Raw genomic sequence first — 16,964 nt, 5'->3', positions numbered from 1 at the left:
GTGTCGCCGAGGCCGCGCGCAGCCTGCACCTCGCGGTCGAGTTCGGCGACGCCGGCCGCGACGGCCTGGTCGGCTGCGACCTGGTCGGCGGCGAGCCGCTCGACGGCGTCGGTGAGGAGCTTCGCCTGGTCGACGGCCTCCTCTGCGGCGCGGATGCCGACCGCGGCCCGCGCCGGATCGCCCTCGGTGATCGCGGCGCTCGCGGCGGCGAGCGTCTCGCGGGCGAAGCTCATGCGGGCCTTCGCCTGGGCGGGGTTGTCGGCGACGGCGGTGAGGGCGGATGCCGCATACTGCGTGTGGAGTCCCGCGAGTCGCTCCGCTGCCGGGGCGATCGCCGACTCGGCGACGGAGGCGGCGGCCTCGACCTTCTCGAGCTCTGCAGGGGCGTTGCGCTCGAGGTCGCGCAACTCGTCGAAGCGTTCCGCCTGCTCATCGAGGAGCGCGTCGGCCTCACTGGCGAGCCGGATGATGCCGCCGTACCACGCGCGGCGTTCGTCGTCGGTGTCGGGCTCGGCATCGTCGAGTCGCTGCTGCAACGTGAACGCCTCGGCGAGCTTCGCCTTCGCCCCGTCGAGCGCGGCGCGGAAGCCGTCGGTGGCGTCTTCGCCGTAGGAGGCGACCGCGAAGCCGAGCTCTTCCTCGCTCGTCTTCACGGCGTCGTCGGCCTGCACGAGGGCGGTGCCGGCCTGACGGCGCAACTCCTCGACGGAGAGCTGCGGGGCCCTCTCGACGCCCTCCTGCGAGGATTGGCGCTTCTTGCGTCGCGAGAGCACGATCGCGATGACCACGACGACGACCGCGGCGATCACGATGAACCAGAGGAATCCCCAGCCGCCGCCGCCGGCTCCACCGGATCCACCGGCTCCGTCGCGGAGCGCCTCGGCAGCCGCGATCGCCGCGCCCGCCCAGTCGTCCTCGCGGAGCTCCGGTTCGACGACCTCCAGGCTGATGCGGTCGGTCTCCTCGGCCGAGAGCGACGCGTCGCTCGCCGCGGACAGGTAGTAGGCGCTGCCCTCGATCGCGACCGCGAGCAGGTAGTCCTCGGTGCCCAGATTGTTGGCGATCGCCGTCTCATCGGCCCAGGCGTCGGCTGCAGCGGGGTTGGAGAACTCGTCGACGAAGGCCACGAAGAGCTGCCTGCCGTTGGAATCGGCGGTCGCGTCGATCGCGGCGACGACCTCGTCGGCCTCGCCGCCGAGTGCGCCGACCGTGTCGACGATCGGCGAGTCGGGGCCGAACGAGACCGGATCCTCAGCCCAGGCGGTGCCGGGGATGCCGATGGCGATCGCTGCTCCTGCGATCATGGCCAGGAGAACGGAACCCTTGCGTACGGACCGCATGCACCAGCGCCTTTCCCCCGTCCGAGACGGACGATTCCGAGTCTATGGCGGGGAGCCTCAGGTCGTCCACGACCCGATCGCAGTCCTCACTCCACGGTGAGCGGCGCAAGCGGGGCGACGAGGTACTCGACGGCGTCCGCGCCGTCGGCAACGAACACCACCACGGCCGTGACACCGTACGATCCCGGCGTGAGCGGGGGCAGACCCGGCGGGAACGCCTCCGCTGCTTCGTCGGTCTCGGTGCACGAGACCGCCTCGACGAGCCCCTCGAGCTGGATCGATTCGCCGGGTGCGAGCACGACCGGGGTCGTCTCAGGCGACACGGAGCCGTTCGAGTGCCAGACGGTGACGCCGGCGGCGGCGATCGTCATCGCCGGGGCGACACGGAGCTCACCCTCGACGGCGGCCGGCCCGGAGTTCGTCACGGTGACCCGGGCAGCACCGACGCCGCCGGTCGGCACGGCCCCGACGGACTCGACCGCGACCGAGAGGCTGCCGCCCGTGGCATCCGTCGCCTCGGCGACCGGGGCACCGCAGGGATTCATCTTCTCGGGCGGTGCGAGCGAGGCGTCTGACGCGAACCCGTCTGCCGACTCCTCACGCGCTTGCATCGGGGATTCGGCGATGCTCGCCGACTCGGGAGCGGAGCCGGAGGTCGTCGTGAGCAGGCCCGTGCCCTGGAGTCCCATCACGAGGCCGCCCACCGCGAGGAGCGCGGCCGCCGCGCCGCCGGCGCCGACGACGGCAGTGCGGCGTGAACGCCGACGGGCGCGACTCGCCCTGAGCACCGCGTCGACGTCGATCGCACGGGGCGCCGCGTCATCCGCTGCGCGCTTGAGCCCGTCGCGGATGCGGTTCGGGTCATCTGCTGACATGGTCGCCTCCCGTTCGCGTCGAGCGTCCGCCCGCCGGATCGATCGATGAGGAGAGCGCGCGCAGCCCGTCGCTCAGGTAGCGCTTCACCGCGCCCGAGCTGATGCCGAGCGAGTGCGCGACCTGGTCGACGGTGAGGTCGTCGTAGTAGCGGAGCACGATGCACGCCGCCTGGCGTGGTGCCAGCCCCCGAATGCGCTCGAGCAGGTCGAGTCGCTCGTCGCTCGCGGCATCCGCCGACTCCACCGAGTCGGGCGCGAGCGTGAGATGCCGCACCTTGCGCCACCTGCCGTCGCGCCTCGAGCGATCGATCACGGCGTTCAGGATGGCGCGGCGCACGTAGGCCTCGGCCCGCGGAAGCGTGAGGCCGAACCTCGGCGTGCCGAAGGTGCGCACGAGGGCGTCCTGCACGAGGTCGGCGGCGTCGTCGACGCTGCCCGTGAGCAGGTAGGCGTAGCGGCTGAGCGCGTCGCCGCGCTCGACGACGAGCTTTGTCGCCACCGCATCCCACGACCGGGCCACGCCCACTCCTCCCGACGGCGGCGGATTGCCCCGTCACCTCTTCAGACGAACGAGCCGCGGGTTTCGTTGGGGGAGCACGCGGACTGTCGTCGCCGTCAGCGTAGCGCTGCCGTCGTCGCCGGGGAGCTGTCGGCAGCTCGGCGAATGGCGCGCACCGCGAGGTCGATCGCCTCGGCGAACCGGTGCGGCGGGGGAGCGCCGTAGCCGACGACCATGGCGGGCGGATGCCGCCACTCGGTGCCGCCCGTTCGGAACGACTCGAGCCCGTGAAATCGCAGACCGAGGCGTGCGGCCTCCTCGGTCACCCGGGCCTCGCTCGTGCCGGCGGGCAGTTCGACGAGGCAGTGCAGCCCAGCCGCGAGGCCGGAGACACGGCATCCGGGGAGTTCATCGGCGACGCGTGACTCGAGTGTGAGGCGGCGGGACCGGTACTCGGCCCGGAGCCGTCGCACGTTGCGGTCGAACTCGTGCGACCCGATGAAGGCGTGCAGGGTGTGCTGGTTGAGCACGTCGGCCGCCGTGCCCGCAACCCTGCGTTCGGCGGCGATCGGAGCGACCAGTCGCTCGGGCACGACCGCCCAGGCGAGACCGACGGCCGGCGCGAGGCTCTTCGACGCGGTGCCGATGTAGAGCACGTGCTCGGGCGCGAGCGCCTGCAGGGCGCCGATCGCACGCCGGTCGTAGCGGAACTCGCCGTCGTAGTCGTCTTCGATGACGAGGCCGCCTGAGCGTTCGGCCCACTGCACTGCGGCGACCCGGCGTGCCGGAGCGAGCGGCACGCCCGTCGGGAACTGGTGGGCGGCGGTGAGCAGCACCGCGTCGACCCGGTCGTCGAGGCGCTCGGTGTCTGCGCCGTCACGGTCGACGGGAAGTGCCATGTGAGTGAGGCCGCTCGCACGGATGATCTCGCGGTGGGCCTCGTGACCGACCTCTTCGACGGCGATCGACCGGGCGCCCCCCGCGGCGAGCGCTCGGCAGGCGAGTCCGAGCAGCTCGCCGAAGCGGTGCGCGACCATCACCCGATCGGTCGTCGCGACGACGCCGCGGGCGCGGACGAGGTAGTCGGCGAGCGTCGCACGGAGGGCCTGCGAACCCAGTTCCGGGGCGTAGCCGAGGTCGGATGTCGCGGCGCCGAGCACGGCTCGTCGGGCCGCCGCCGCCCAGGCACGCCTGGGGAACCCGGATGCGTCGGGGATGCCGCCGCGCAGATCGAGCGCCGCCGATGGCGCGCCCGGCGCTGCCGGACGCACGGCGCCGTGCGCGACCGCGGAGCCGCTCACCCACGTGCCGGCGCCGACCCTCGCCTCGAGCCAGCCCTCGGCAGTGAGCTGGGCGTACACGTCGGCCACGCTGTTCCGGGCGATGCCGAGGTCGGACGAGAGCGTGCGTGACGCAGGGAGCCGCGTGCCCGGCGCCAGCCGACCGGCTCGTACGGCACTGCGGAGTGCATGCTCGAGCGACGAGGCCTTTCGCTCGCGATCGATCTCCACATGCAGGTCGAGGCCCGGAATGGCCCACGATTCGTCCATGGAAATGGACCATACCAGTGGGCCGATCGCCTCCTAGCCTGGAGACATGACCATCACCGAATCGCTCATCGACATCCCCGTCCGCCTCGACTTCGACCAGTTGGTCCCGCAGTTCTCCCGCGCAATCGCCTCGCTCGATCACGTGGCGACCCTGGAACTCGACCGCGCGGGATTCGACCCGGCGCTCCGCGAGCTCGTGCGACTGCGCGCCTCGCAGCTGAACGGATGCGCCTACTGTGTCGACCTGCACTCGAAGGACGGGCGAGCGGCGGGCGTGACCGACCAGAAGCTGCACGCCGTCGCGATCTGGCGTGATTCGGCGCTCTTCACCGCCGCCGAGCGCGCCGCCCTCGAATTCACCGAATCGGTGACGCGACTGTCTGAGACGCGCGTACCCGAAGCCGTCGTCGACGAGGCGCGCGCCGAGCTCGGCGAGGAGCGGCTCGCGGCGCTGCTCGCACTCGTTGTCACCATCAATGCGTGGAATGCCATCGGCGTCTCGACCCGCTGCTGGAACGTGCAACGCGACGCAGCGTGAAACGCGACGCGACAGGAACCGCCGGGGAAGCGAAGAAGCCCCGGCCGGTGGCCAGGGCTCTCGTGTTGCGATGGGCGATTCCGCTCGATCAGCCGAGCTGATCTCGCGTTGTCAGTTGTGCCCCCGGAGGGATTCGAACCCCCGACCTACGGTACCGGAAACCGGCGCTCTATCCCCTGAGCTACGGAGGCGCACAGCTGAAAAGACTACCACTTCGCGGCCGGGTGCTCAGACCGCGCAGGGCGCGCGAACGAGCGGCGGGCGCAGGACGCCGGCTGCCCGCGACGGCTCAGGTCGCGAGGTCGAGGCGGGCGACCGTGTCGAGCAGCTCTTCGCGCACTTTTCCGGTGAGCAGCAGTTTCGCGCCGTGCAGCACGGGGTCGCTGCCGACCCCGGTCGCCACGACCTCGGGCGACCATCGGCTCAGCCGGCGGATGGCGCGGGCCACGTCGTTCGCGAACGCCTCACCGCCGATGCTCGCCGTCGGGCCCGCGAGCACCACTCGACCGGGGTCCAGCGTGGCGAGCAGCGGAAGGGCCACGTGCGCGACACGCTCGGCGAGGTCGGCGAAGACGAGATCGCGCACGGCGCTCGCCTCGGGTGCCGCGAGTGCGGCGCGCGTCGCGTGGTATCCGCCGACGTCGAGCCCGTGCGACTTGGCGAGGTGGGCGACCGCCCGGCCGCCCACGAGATCCTGCATGCTCCGCGCCGAGGGATCGACGGCGTTCGCCTCGGCTGAGAGCGGCAGGAACCCGATCTCGCCGGCGCCGCCGAAGCTGCCACGGTGCAGGTCGCCGGCGACGTCGAACGATGCCCCGATGCCGTTGCCGAGCCAGAGCAGCACGAACACGTCGTTGTCGGCCCCGGCGCCGTACTCGCGCTCGGCGAGCGCGGCGAGGTTCACGTCGTTCTCGATCGCCACGGTGCGGCCGAGCTCGGCCTCGAGGATGGGGCGCAGTCGACGCGCGGGCCAGCCCGGCAGCGTCTCGCTGAACAACTCGCCCGACGGCCCGGGGTCGACGTACCCCGGAATGCCGATGCAGACCGAGTGCACGGCATCGGGGTCGGTGCCGGCGGCGGCACTGGCTTCGGCGATCGCCCACGAGACCTCGTCGACCGCCGACCGCTCGGTGGCGTCGCGAGGCAGCGGCAGGCGCACGATCGGCCGGTCTCCACCCGCCGCGTCGACCACGGTGGCGCGCAGCTCGAACGCGTCGAGGTCGAGCGCCACGCCGAGCGGCCGGTCGGTGCGCGGCGCGTACAGCACGGCGGTGCGCCCGGCCGAGCCCGAGGTGCGGCCGTGCTCCTCGATGACCCCGGCGGCGAGGAGCCTCGACATCATCTGCGAGGCGGTCGGCTTCGAGACCCCCACGAGCTCGCAGATGCGGTTGCGCGTGAGCGGTCCGTGGTCGAGCAGCACCGACAGTCCCGCGCGGTCGTTGACCGCCCCGAGCCACGACGGGGTGCCCGTAGCGGAGTTCGACGGCATGGTGTCGAACCGCCTCAGGCGGCGGGCAGGTTGCCGAGCACCGCGGTCACGATCAACTGCGCGTCGCCGGGCTCGAAGAACGACGACGAGTCGATGACGATCCAGTACGGACCGTGGAAGACCTGGGCCTCGCCGCTGTCGCCGGACATGAGGAAATAGCCTTCGACGTCGGGCGGCGTGCCGTAGGTCGGCACGGGCTTGCTGCCGAGCGCCGCCGCATTCTTGCGCGCGTCGAGGGCCGATGGCGGTGGCGTGGCGACACCGACCTCGATGACCTCGCCGCTTGTCTGGTTCAGCCAGCCGCACGCGGTTCCGGCCTCGTCGACGACACCGGTGATGCCCTCGGCCGACGCCGAGTAGTCGGGGTCGACGCCGAAGTTGGGGTTGAAGTCGTAGACGTTCTGCGGCGTGAGCACCGCGTCGCACTCGATCGTGAAGGGGACGGGCGGCTCGGCCGTCTCGGTCGGCGCGGGCTCGGTGGCCGCAGGGGTCTCGGATGCCGGGGGCGCTGCCGTGGCGGTGGGCTGGGGCGTCTCGCCGGTGCACCCGCCGAGGAAGACGACGGATGCCGCCGCGATGATCGCGAGGCCGGCAGGGATGGTGCGGTGGAGGCGGATCGACGGCGGCATGTCACGAACCCTATCAATCGCGCGGGTAGGATTTGCAGGTGACTCCCGCTGAACTCTCGCGTGCCCTCTTCGACCTCGTGACCGCGCTCATCGAGCGCCGTCGCGCGGCGGGCTCGGAGGTCGCGATCGAGCTCGCGCCCGAGGCGGTCACGCTCGAACGACCGAAGCTCCGCGAGCACGGCGATTGGGCGTCGAGCATCGCACTGCGGGTGGCCAAGCCGCTCGGAGCGAGCCCTCGCGAGATCGCGACCGAGCTCGCGGCGGGCCTCGCCGAAGTCGACGGCGTCGCGAGCACCGAGGTGGCCGGCCCGGGCTTCATCAACATCCGCCTCGACGCGGCCGCGGCCGGCGCCCTCGCGAAGACGATCGTCGAAGCCGGGGCCGAATACGGCCACAGCGACACGCTCGCGGGCAGCCGCATCAACCTCGAGTTCGTCTCGGCGAACCCCACCGGGCCGCTGCACATCGGCCACACCCGCTGGGCGGCGCTCGGCGACTCGATCGGCCGAGTCCTCCGCGCCGCGGGCGCCGAGGTCGCCGACGAGTACTACATCAACGACGCGGGCAGCCAGATGGACACCTTCGGACTGTCAGTGCTCGCGGCTGCCAAGGGGGAGCCCACCCCAGAGGGCGGCTACCCGGGCAGCTACATCGCCGACCTCGCCGGGCGGGTGCTCGAACGAGAGCCCAACCTGCTGGCGCTCGCCGACGACGTCGCGCTGCACACGGCCACCGACATCGCCTATGAGCTGCAGCTCGGCGAGATCCGCGAGTCCCTCGCACGATTCAACGTGCACTTCGACGTGTGGACGAGCGAACGCCGCCTGCACGCGAAGGGCGACGACGGGCTCTCCGACGTCGACACCGCCGTCGAGCGCCTTCGTGCCCAAGGACACGTCTACGACGACGACGATGCGGTCTGGGTGCGCACGACCGACTTCGGCGACGACAAAGATCGGGTCATCCGACGCGGCAACGGCGTCTACACCTACTTCGCCGCCGATGCGGCGTACTACCTCGACAAGGGCGACCGCGGCTTCGCGCACAAGATCTACCTGCTCGGCGCCGACCATCACGGCTATGTGCACCGCCTGAAGGCGCTTGCAGGGGCCGCCGGCGACGACCCGCAGCGCGACATCGAGGTGCTCATCGGCCAGCTCGTGAGCGTGAACGGCGCGAAGCTCTCCAAGCGCGCCGGCAACATCATCGAACTCGACGATCTCCAGGCGTGGCTCGGCACCGACGCCCTGCGCTACACCCTCGCGCGCTACCCGGCCGACTCGCCGCTCACGATCGATCCCGAGATCCTTCAGCGACGCAGCAACGACAACCCCGTCTTCTATGTGCAGTACGTGCACGCACGCACCACCCAGCTCGCACTGAATGCCGCAGCATCCGGCGTCGATCGCTCGGTGTTCGCGCCCGAACTGCTGACGCACGAGACCGAGTCGGCGCTTCTCGGGGCGCTGCAGGAGTTTCCGCGCATCGTCGCGCAGGCCGCGGAGCTCCGCGAGCCGCACCGCGTCGCCCGGTACCTCGAAGAGCTCGCGGGCCTCTATCACCGCTGGTACGACAACTGCCGCGTGGTTCCACTCGGCGATGAGCCGATCGGCGACCTGCACCGCACCCGGCTCTGGCTGAACGACGCGACGGGCCAGGTGATCCGCAACGGCCTCGACCTGATCGGCGTCTCGGCACCCGAGCGGATGTAACGCCACCTCGAAACCCGGGAGCCATCATGGCGGAACGCGACGACCAGCCCACCGAGATCTTCGCGCCGGCTACGCCCGGCACCACCGCCCGCCGCCCGCGCCGCCGTGCCGCGCGTGCCTGGATCGCGGTCGTCGTGGTCGTGGTCGCCATCGGCGCGCTCCTCGTCGTCGCCGACGTCGTCACGCGCAACATCGCCGAGCAACTCACCCGCGAGCAGATCGAGGCCGGCCTGCCCGCCGGGGTCGAGGGCGACGTCGACGTGTCGATCGGGGGCTTCTCGATGCTCGCGCAGCTCCTCTCGGGCACCATCGACCACGTCGAGCTGAGCGCTCCCAAGCTCGTCGTGGAGGGGGCGCCGCTCGACATCGACGTCGTCGCCGAGGGCGTTCCCATCGACCTCGCATCGCCCGTCGCGAACGTCGACGCGACGATCGAGATCGGCCAGGACGCCGTCAACCGGCTCGTCACGGTGCCGGGCATCGACGGGGGCCTCACGTTCGGCCAGGGCACGATCGGCTACGAGGGCACGACCGACCTGCTCGGCGTCGCGGTCGACTACTCGGTTGCCGCGAAGCCGACCGCAGCGGGCGCCTCGGTACTGCTCGAGCCGGTCGACGTCACGGTCGGAGCCGGTGGCGCCGCGATCGATGTCTCGGACCTGATCGCCCGGCTCGTCGGCGACGACCCGCTCGACGTCTGCGTCGCGCAGTATCTGCCCGAGGGAGTCGAGGTGTCGAGCATCACGATCACGCCCGGCACCGCGCACGTCGAGCTCGATGCGCAGCGGATCATGATCGACCGGGCGAGCCTCGAGCAGACCGGCAGCTGCGACTAACGCGACGACGCGCGAGCAGCCCGATTCGGCTGCTCAACCCGCCCTCGATAGACTCACCGGTGTTCCGCGCGAGCGGAATCCGCAGCAGGCTTCAGGAACCAATCCGGGTTCGCTCGCCGCGAGCGACCCGTCGATACGTCCGTCCCGTGAGGTTTCCACCGTGGCTACCACCGCCCCTGTCCCCGGATGGCTCCGCGTGCCCGCCGATGCCAATGCGCTCGCGCCGCAGGTGTGGCCGTCGAGCGCCGCGCGCGACGACGCCGGGCGGCTCATGATCGCGGGCCGTGACGCCGAGTCCCTCGCGGCCGAGTTCGGCACGCCGCTCTACGTCGTCGACGAGACCGACGCCCGGGGTCGCGCGGTGCGCATCCGCGCCGCGTTCGAGGCCGCTGCGGCATCCGTCGGCACGACTGTGACGATCTACTACGCGGGCAAGGCGTTCCTCTCGGGTGCGATCGTGCGCTGGGTGACCGAAGAGGGGCTTGCGGTCGACGTGTGCACAGGGGGCGAGCTCGCCGTCGCGCTCGCCGCGGGCGCTGACCCCGCGCGGCTCGGCTTCCACGGCAACAACAAGTCGCTCGTCGAGATCGACCGGGCGGTCGTCGCGGGCGTCGGGGCGATCATCATCGACAGCGAGATCGAGATCGAGCGGGTCGCGGATGCCGCGGCACGCGCCGGTCGCGTGCAGCCCGTGCGGCTCCGGGTGAACAGCGGCGTGCATGCCTCGACCCACGAGTTCCTCGCGACGGCGCACGAAGACCAGAAGTTCGGCGTCTCGCTCGAGCGGGCCGTCGAGCTCGGCACGCGCATCCGTTCGCACCCCTCACTCGACTTCCTGGGCCTGCACTGCCACATCGGCTCCCAGATCTTCGACTCCGCGGGGTTCGCCGAGTCGGCCGAACGACTGCTCGCGGCACACGCCGAGCTCGCACGCATCGCCCCCGTGCCCGAGCTGAACCTCGGCGGCGGCTTCGGCATCGCCTACACCTCGGCCGACGAGCCGGCGCCGATCGAAGCGATCGCCCAGGGCATCGCGAACGCGGTCGCCGACGGATGCCGCGCCGCGGGCGTGCCCGTGCCGAAGCTCGCCTTCGAGCCCGGTCGCTCCATCATCGGCCCGGCAGGCGTCACGCTCTACTCGGTCGGCACTGTGAAGCCCGTGCCGATCGACGGCGGCATGCGCCACTACGTGTCGGTCGACGGCGGCATGAGCGACAACGCCCGAACCGCCCTGTACGGCGCCGACTACTCCGCCCGCATCGCCTCGCGCATCTCCCATGCCGAGCCCGCGCTCGTGCGGGTCGCCGGCAAGCACTGCGAATCCGGCGACATCATCGTCGACGCCGAGTACCTGCCGGCGGATGTCGCACCGGGCGACCTGCTCGCCGTCGCCGCGACCGGCGCCTACTGCTGGTCGCTCGCGTCGAACTACAACCACGTGCCGCGACCCCCCGTGATCGCCGTTCGCGACGGGGTCGCCCGCGTGATCGTGCGCGGCGAGACCGAGGCCGACCTGCTCGCCCGAGACGAGGGCCTCGCAGCATCCGGCCCCGAGACCTCGGCCGGCTCCGAAGGGAATCCCGCATGATCGAGTACCGCTCCATCCGCGTCGGCCTGCTCGGGGCGGGGTCGGTGGGCTCGCAGGTCGCGCGCCTGCTGCTCGAGCACTCCGACGAGCTCGCACAGCGCAGCGGTGCGCGCATCGAGCTCGTGGGCATCGCCGTGCGAGATCTCGACGCGAAGCGCGACAGCCCCCTGCCGCGCGAGCTCTTCACGACCGATGCCGAGAACCTCATCCTCGGCTCCGACATCGTCATCGAGCTCATGGGCGGCATCGAACCGGCCCGCACGCTCGTGCTGAGCGCGATCGCCTCGGGCGCCGACGTCGTCACGGGCAACAAGGCGCTCCTCGCGCTGCACGGGCCCGAGCTCTTCGCGGCTGCCGAGCAGGTCGGCGCGCAGCTCTCCTACGAGGCCGCCGTCGCGGGCGCGATCCCGATCATCCGCCCGTTGCGCGACAGCCTCGCGGGCGATCGGGTCGAGCGCATCCTCGGCATCGTCAACGGCACCACGAACTTCATCCTCGACCGCATGGACACGACGGGCGCGAGCCTCGAAGACGCCCTCGCGACCGCGACCGAGCTCGGCTACGCCGAGGCCGATCCCACCGCCGACATCGGCGGCTACGACGCCGCGCAGAAGGCGGCGATCCTCGCGAGCCTCGCCTTCCACACGAGCGTCCCGGTCGAGGCCGTGTACCGCGAGGGCATCACGGGCGTGACCGCCGATCAGGTCGAATCGGCCAAGCGCGCCGGCTTCGTCGTGAAGCTCCTCGCGATCTGCGAACGGCTCGTCGACCCCGAGACGGGCGAGGAGGGCGTGTCGGCGCGGGTCTATCCGGCACTCGTGCCGCGGATCCATCCGCTCGCTGCGGTGCACGGGGCGAACAACGCCGTGTTCGTCGAGGCCGCAGCGGCCGGCCCCCTCATGTTCTACGGTGCCGGCGCCGGGGGAGTGCAGACCGCCTCCGCGGTGCTCGGCGACCTCGTCGCGATCGCGAGGCGCCACGTCATCGGCGGCCCCGGCACCGCCGAGTCCACCCACGCCGAGATGCCCGTGCTCGACATCGGGCGCATCACGACGCGCTACGCGATCACCCTCGAGGTGGTCGACGAGCCGGGCGTGCTCGCGAAGATCGCGCACGTCTTCGCCGACCACGGAGTGTCGGTCGAGCAGCTCCAGCAGACGGTGAGCGACGACTCCCAGCGGGCTACGCTGGTCATCGGGACGCATGAGGCGAAGGAGTCCGCGCTCGCCGAGACCGTCGCCGCCCTCGCCCAGAGTCCCGTCGTCGCATCCGTGGCATCCGTTCTCCGAGTCGAAGGAACGTAAGTGAACCAGCCCACCCCCAAGGCCAATTCGCGTCAATGGCGCGGCGTGATCCGCGAGTACGCCGATCGCCTCGACGTGACGGATGCCACGCCCGTCGTCACCCTCGGCGAGGGCGGAACGCCCCTCCTGCCCGCCCCGGCGCTCTCGCGCCGCACGGGCGCCGACGTGTGGGTGAAGTTCGAGGGCATGAACCCCACCGGCTCCTTCAAGGACCGCGGCATGACCATGGCCGTGACGAAGGCGGTCGAGCGCGGCGCGAAGGTCGTCATCTGCGCGTCGACCGGCAACACCTCGGCGTCGGCGGCGGCGTACGCGACGCACGCCGGCATCACCGCCGCGGTGCTCGTGCCCGAGGGCAAGATCGCCCTCGGCAAGCTCAGCCAGGCGATCGCCCACAACGCCCAGCTCCTCCAGGTGCAGGGCAACTTCGACGACTGCCTCGAGATCGCCCGCGAGCTCGCGGCGAACTACCCCGTGCACCTCGTGAACTCGGTGAACAACGACCGCATCGAGGGCCAGAAGACGGCCGCCTTCGAGGTCGTCGAGGTGCTCGGCGACGCGCCCGACTTCCACTTCATCCCCGTCGGCAACGCGGGCAACTACACCGCGTACACGCGCGGCTACCGTGAGGACATCGCCGCGGGCAACGCCACGCGGCTGCCGCGCATGTTCGGCTTCCAGGCATCCGGATCCGCGCCCATCGTGCGCGGCGAGGTCGTGCGCGATCCCGACACGATCGCGAGCGCGATCCGCATCGGCAATCCGGCGTCGTGGGAGCTTGCGCTCGAGGCACGCGACGAGTCCGACGGCTACTTCGGCGCCATCGACGACGACAAGATCCTCGAGGCGCAGCGGATCCTCTCGGCCGAGGTCGGCATCTTCGTCGAGCCCGCCTCGGCGATCAGCGTCGCCGGCCTCCTCGAGCGCTCTGCCGCGGGTGTCGTGCCTGCGGGTGCGCGCGTCGTGCTCACGGTGACCGGCCACGGCCTGAAAGACCCGCAATGGGCCCTTCGCACGGCCGACGGCTCCGATGTGCAGCCGACGATCGTGCCGGTCGACACCGCGGCCGTCGCCGCAGTTCTCGGACTCTCCTCATGACCAGTGCCGCCGCAGCGCCCGCCGCGGGCGTGCTCCCAGACCTCACGGGCCGGCGCGTGCACGTGAAGGTGCCGGCCACCTCCGCCAACCTCGGCCCGGGCTTCGACACGCTGGGCCTCGCACTCGCTCGCTACGACGAGCTCGAGGTGTCGGTTCCGGATGCCGCGGGGCTCGACATCGAGGTGCATGGCGTGGGCGCCGGCGAGGTGCCACTCGACGCGTCGCACCTCGTGGTGCGCGCGATCGCGCACACATTCGCCCGCGCGGGCGTCGAGCTGCCGCCGCTCAAACTCGTGGCTCACAACAGCATCCCGCACGGCCGCGGGCTCGGTTCGTCGGGCGCCGCGATCGTCGCTGGCGTGGTCGCGGCGAAGGGGCTCCTCGAGGGCATCGTCGAGTTCGACCCCGACGAGCTGCTCGCCCTCGCGACCGAGCTCGAGGGGCACCCCGACAACGTGGCGCCGGCGCTCTTCGGCGGGCTGACGATCGCGTGGGTGACTCCCGAGGGGCCGCGACACAAGAAGCTCATCGTGCACCGCGGCGTCTCGCCACTCGTGCTCGTGCCCGAGCATGAGATGTCGACAGCCCTCGCCCGGTCGCTGCAGCCCGAGTCGGTGCCGCACGAAGACGCGGTGTTCAACGTCTCGCGCTCCGCGCTGCTCATCGCCGCCCTCATCCAGAGCCCCGAGCTGCTCCTGCAGGCCACCGAAGACAAGCTGCACCAGCACTACCGCGCGCAGGCCATGCCCGAGACCGACCGGCTCATCCGGGCCCTCCGCGCGGCGGGGCATCCTGCGGTCGTCTCAGGGGCAGGGCCGTCGATCCTCGTGCTCGCGAGCGACCCGAGCGAACGCGCCGAGGCGATCAGGCTCGTCGAGGCTTCGGCCGACACGGTCTGGCAGGCCCTGCCGCTCGCCGTCGACTTCAAGGGTGCCACGGTCCAGGCCGCATAACGCGCTGCTCCGCGCGCCGCGCCGCCCTGGGGCATCCATTCCCCAGAGGCGTGTCGGCTGTCGGGGCGATGGATTCGGTGATGCTAGACTGAATCCGCACCCGGCAGGCAACGCATTGTTCGCGTTCCCGGTCGCATCGTGCAATTCCCGGCAATCTATTGCTCTCGCTCTCGCGCACGTCTGCGCCACCGCGCTTCGACATCGCTCGTGCCAGCGATCAGCTCTCCTGGGTCGCAACTCTGCGACAGGGGAAAGGAACATACCCAGTGACCAACGGAACCGACCACGCCGAGAGCGTGGCCAACCGCACCCGCCTGAGCACCCTCAAGGTCCCCGAGCTCCAGGAGCTCGCCCTCACGCTCGGCATCGCAGGTGCTTCGAAGCGCCGAAAGGGAGAACTCGTGGAGCTGATCTCCGCCCACCAGGAGGGGTCGGCCGGCGCAGCTCCGGTCGTCGAGCCTGACGAGACCGCGGCTCCGGCCGCCGACGCCGAGACGTCTTTCGAGACGCTTTTCGAGACGCCTGCCGAGACGCCTGCCGAGACGCCTGCCGAGGCGGAGACCGCCGCGGCGGTCGAGTCCTCGACCATCGTCGAGTCCGCCCGAGGCGAGGCTCCGAGCGAGCCTGCAGAAGCATCGGCGACCGATTCCCCTGACGCGGCCGAGAGCGCGAGCGATTCGCTCGCCACCGAGGTCACGATCACCCGTCCCGCCCGTCGTCAGCCGCGACGCGCCACGAGCGCGACCACGGCCGCGACGCAGCACGTGAACGGCGGCGACACCGGACTCGGCCTCGTGCCGGCCGATGTCGACGCCCGCGAGGCGGCCCGCGCGGCCGTTCGCGAGGAACTCGCCGCCGCAACCGGCGAGGGCGCCCGCAGCACGCAGCCCGTCGAGGGCGACGAAGAGGCGGCATCCGCCGACGAACCGCGCCAGGGTCGCAACCGCAACCGTGGCCGCCGAGGCGGCGAGCGCACCGAGCGCACCGAGCGCACCGAGCGCACCGAGCGCGGCGACGACGCCCAGAAGACCGAGGGCCGCCAGCAGCCCCGTCAGAACGGCGACCGCGCCGAGCGCGGCGAGCGCCAGAACGGTGATCGCGGCGAGCGTGGCGACCGCCAGAACGGCGGCCAGGCCGAGCAGGGCCGCAAGGCCGACGAGGGTGCCAAGGCTGACACGACCCGCCAGGCCGACGCCGACACCGGCAAGCAGCAGAACGACGGCGCACGCGGCCAGCAGGGCCGTGGCCAGCAGGAGCGTGGCCAGCAGGAGCAGTTGCAGGATGGCGAGGGCGGCCGTCGCAACCGTTACCGCGACCGCAAGCGTCGCGGCCAGGCCGGCGGCGACGAGCTCGAGCCCGAGATCCTCGATGACGACGTGCTGATCCCGATCGCCGGCATCCTCGATGTGCTCGACAACTACGCGTTCGTGCGCACGACCGGCTACCTGCCGGGCCCGAGCGACGTCTACGTCTCGCTCGGCCAGGTGAAGAAGTACAACCTGCGCAAGGGCGACGCGGTCGTCGGCTCCATCAAGCAGCCGCGCGACGGCGAGTCGAACAGCCGCCAGAAGTACAACGCCCTCGTCAAGGTCGACTCGGTGAACGGGCAGACGCCCGAGGAGTCGGCGGCGCGCGTCGACTTCCAGAAGCTCACGCCGCTCTACCCCCAGGAGCGCTTGCGGCTCGAGACCGAGCACACGAAGCTCACGCAGCGCATCATCGACCTCGTCGCCCCGATCGGCAAAGGCCAGCGTGGCCTCATCGTCGCGCCGCCCAAGGCCGGCAAGACGATCGTGCTGCAGCAGATCGCGAACGCCATCTCGACGAACAACCCCGAGGTGCACCTCATGGTCGTGCTCGTCGACGAGCGTCCCGAAGAGGTCACCGACATGCAGCGCACGGTGAAGGGCGAGGTCATCGCCTCGACCTTCGACCGTCCCGCCGAAGACCACACGACCGTCGCCGAGCTCGCCATCGAGCGCGCGAAGCGCCTCGTCGAACTCGGTCACGACGTCGTCGTGCTGCTCGACTCGATCACCCGGCTCGGGCGTGCGTACAACCTCGCCGCACCGGCATCCGGTCGCATCCTCTCCGGGGGTGTCGACGCCTCGGCGCTCTACCCGCCGAAGCGGTTCTTCGGGGCCGCGCGCAACATCGAGAACGGCGGCTCGCTCACCATCCTCGCCACCGCGCTCGTCGAGACCGGCTCGAAGATGGACGAGGTGATCTTCGAGGAGTTCAAGGGCACCGGCAACTCCGAGCTCCGGCTCTCGCGCCAGCTCGCCGACAAGCGCATCTTCCCCGCCGTCGACGTGAACGCCTCGTCGACGCGTCGCGAGGAGATGCTGCTCTCGCCCGACGAGGTGAAGATCACCTGGAAGCTCCGGCGCGCCCTCGCGGGCCTCGACCCCCAGCCGGCTCTCGAGGCAGTGCTGGGGCGCCTGAAGGAGACCCAGTCGAACGTCGAGTTCCTGATGCTCATGCAGAAGTCGATGCCCGTCGCGGGCGGCACGGCGGCTTCGCACGGGCACGAGATCGACCACCGGTAAGGCT

The 16,964-nt window shown here is 71.4% G+C and carries 14 protein-coding genes and 1 tRNA gene; 8 read left to right on the top strand and 7 right to left on the bottom strand.

Features of this window, described 5'->3' with window-relative positions:
- From J7E25_RS04380 to J7E25_RS04365, 4 genes are all read right to left on the bottom strand, one after another.
- The coding region (locus J7E25_RS04380) for a TPM domain-containing protein (RefSeq protein WP_214868326.1) at positions 1 to 1,304 on the bottom strand (1,304 nt) is incomplete at its 3' end.
- 122 nt (positions 1,305 to 1,426) lie between these two features.
- Positions 1,427 to 2,215, bottom strand: a complete 789-nt coding sequence (locus tag J7E25_RS04375) for a hypothetical protein (RefSeq protein WP_214868324.1) — start codon at positions 2,213 to 2,215, stop codon at positions 1,427 to 1,429.
- Positions 2,202 to 2,735 (bottom strand): sigma-70 family RNA polymerase sigma factor, encoded by a 534-nt coding sequence (locus J7E25_RS04370; RefSeq protein WP_214868323.1) that lies wholly within the window; start codon positions 2,733 to 2,735, stop codon positions 2,202 to 2,204. The genes J7E25_RS04375 and J7E25_RS04370 overlap by 14 nt, the downstream gene beginning before the upstream one ends.
- 95 nt (positions 2,736 to 2,830) lie before the next feature.
- Positions 2,831 to 4,264, bottom strand: a complete 1,434-nt coding sequence (locus J7E25_RS04365; RefSeq protein ID WP_214868322.1) for a PLP-dependent aminotransferase family protein — start codon at positions 4,262 to 4,264, stop codon at positions 2,831 to 2,833.
- Between the two features lie 46 nt (positions 4,265 to 4,310).
- On the opposite strand from J7E25_RS04365, the gene J7E25_RS04360 reads away from it, so the two are divergent.
- Positions 4,311 to 4,802: a carboxymuconolactone decarboxylase family protein gene (locus tag J7E25_RS04360; protein WP_214868321.1), complete on the top strand. Its 492-nt coding sequence runs from the start codon at positions 4,311 to 4,313 to the stop codon at positions 4,800 to 4,802.
- A gap of 118 nt (positions 4,803 to 4,920) precedes the next feature.
- Here the strand turns inward: J7E25_RS04360 and J7E25_RS04355 are convergent.
- The 3 genes from J7E25_RS04355 to J7E25_RS04345 form a co-directional block, all read right to left on the bottom strand.
- A tRNA-Arg gene (locus J7E25_RS04355) sits at positions 4,921 to 4,993 on the bottom strand.
- A 98-nt stretch (positions 4,994 to 5,091) separates the two neighbouring features.
- On the bottom strand, positions 5,092 to 6,291 hold the full coding sequence (locus J7E25_RS04350) for an ROK family transcriptional regulator (protein ID WP_214868320.1): 1,200 nt from the start codon (positions 6,289 to 6,291) through the stop codon (positions 5,092 to 5,094).
- A 14-nt stretch (positions 6,292 to 6,305) separates the two neighbouring features.
- Positions 6,306 to 6,920 carry an iron ABC transporter ATP-binding protein gene (locus tag J7E25_RS04345; RefSeq protein ID WP_214868318.1) on the bottom strand — a complete coding sequence of 205 codons (615 nt, stop codon included), beginning with the start codon at positions 6,918 to 6,920 and terminating at the stop codon, positions 6,306 to 6,308.
- Between the two features lie 38 nt (positions 6,921 to 6,958).
- On the opposite strand from J7E25_RS04345, the gene J7E25_RS04340 reads away from it, so the two are divergent.
- The 7 genes from J7E25_RS04340 (at position 6,959) to rho (ending at position 16,960) form a co-directional block, all read left to right on the top strand.
- Positions 6,959 to 8,632, top strand: a complete 1,674-nt coding sequence (locus J7E25_RS04340) for an arginine--tRNA ligase (protein ID WP_214868316.1) — start codon at positions 6,959 to 6,961, stop codon at positions 8,630 to 8,632.
- 26 nt (positions 8,633 to 8,658) lie between these two features.
- Positions 8,659 to 9,468: a DUF2993 domain-containing protein gene (locus tag J7E25_RS04335; protein ID WP_214868313.1), complete on the top strand. Its 810-nt coding sequence runs from the start codon at positions 8,659 to 8,661 to the stop codon at positions 9,466 to 9,468.
- 160 nt (positions 9,469 to 9,628) lie between these two features.
- Positions 9,629 to 11,056: a diaminopimelate decarboxylase gene (gene lysA / locus J7E25_RS04330; protein ID WP_214868311.1), complete on the top strand. Its 1,428-nt coding sequence runs from the start codon at positions 9,629 to 9,631 to the stop codon at positions 11,054 to 11,056.
- Entirely contained in the window at positions 11,053 to 12,360 is a 1,308-nt protein-coding gene (locus J7E25_RS04325; RefSeq protein WP_214868309.1) for a homoserine dehydrogenase, read from the top strand. Before lysA ends, J7E25_RS04325 begins: the two co-directional genes overlap by 4 nt.
- Complete coding sequence (gene thrC / locus J7E25_RS04320; RefSeq protein WP_214868307.1) at positions 12,361 to 13,458, top strand: threonine synthase; 1,098 nt, start codon at positions 12,361 to 12,363, stop codon at positions 13,456 to 13,458. It begins immediately after the preceding gene.
- Entirely contained in the window at positions 13,455 to 14,411 is a 957-nt protein-coding gene (gene thrB / locus J7E25_RS04315; protein ID WP_214868305.1) for a homoserine kinase, read from the top strand. Before thrC ends, thrB begins: the two co-directional genes overlap by 4 nt.
- Before the next feature lie 266 nt (positions 14,412 to 14,677).
- The gene (rho, locus tag J7E25_RS04310; RefSeq protein ID WP_214868304.1) at positions 14,678 to 16,960 is read left to right on the top strand and encodes a transcription termination factor Rho; all 2,283 of its coding nucleotides are present in this window, start codon (positions 14,678 to 14,680) and stop codon (positions 16,958 to 16,960) included.
- Positions 16,961 to 16,964 lie beyond the last annotated feature (4 nt).

This window comes from Agromyces sp. ISL-38, from assembly GCF_018613935.1.
Taxonomy (GTDB): Bacteria; Actinomycetota; Actinomycetes; order Actinomycetales; family Microbacteriaceae; genus Agromyces.
This window is presented reverse-complemented; position numbering and strand designations above follow the sequence as displayed.